Origin of the sequence: Jeotgalibacillus marinus (genome assembly GCF_040801915.1) — a bacterium.
Classification (GTDB): domain Bacteria; phylum Bacillota; class Bacilli; order Bacillales; family Jeotgalibacillaceae; genus Jeotgalibacillus; species Jeotgalibacillus marinus.
The window spans coordinates 1-237 of the sequence record NZ_JBFMIA010000283.1; the positions used below are offsets into that span (position 1 = coordinate 1).

Sequence of the window (237 nt, forward strand, 5' to 3'; positions counted from 1 at the left end):
TCATAGGAAGCAATTATCTATATTATGTAACAGAAAAATATCCAGAAGATAACTTTGTATGTTTAGATGCACTAACATACGCTGGTAATTACAATAATATAAAAGCATTAGAAAATAGAGCGAATTTTAAATTTGTAAAAGGAGATATAACAGATCGAAAATTTGTTGATAAACTATTTGAAGATGAAAAATTTGATGTTGTAATTAACTTTGCTGCAGAAAGTCATGTTGATAACT

General features: G+C 26.2%; 1 protein-coding gene. It reads left to right on the forward strand.

Features of this window, described 5'->3' with window-relative positions; translation table 11 throughout:
* Positions 1-2: 2 nt before the first annotated feature.
* Positions 3-237: GDP-mannose 4,6-dehydratase (locus AB1471_RS17865; protein WP_367781058.1), on the forward strand; the 235-nt coding region annotated here is incomplete at its 3' end.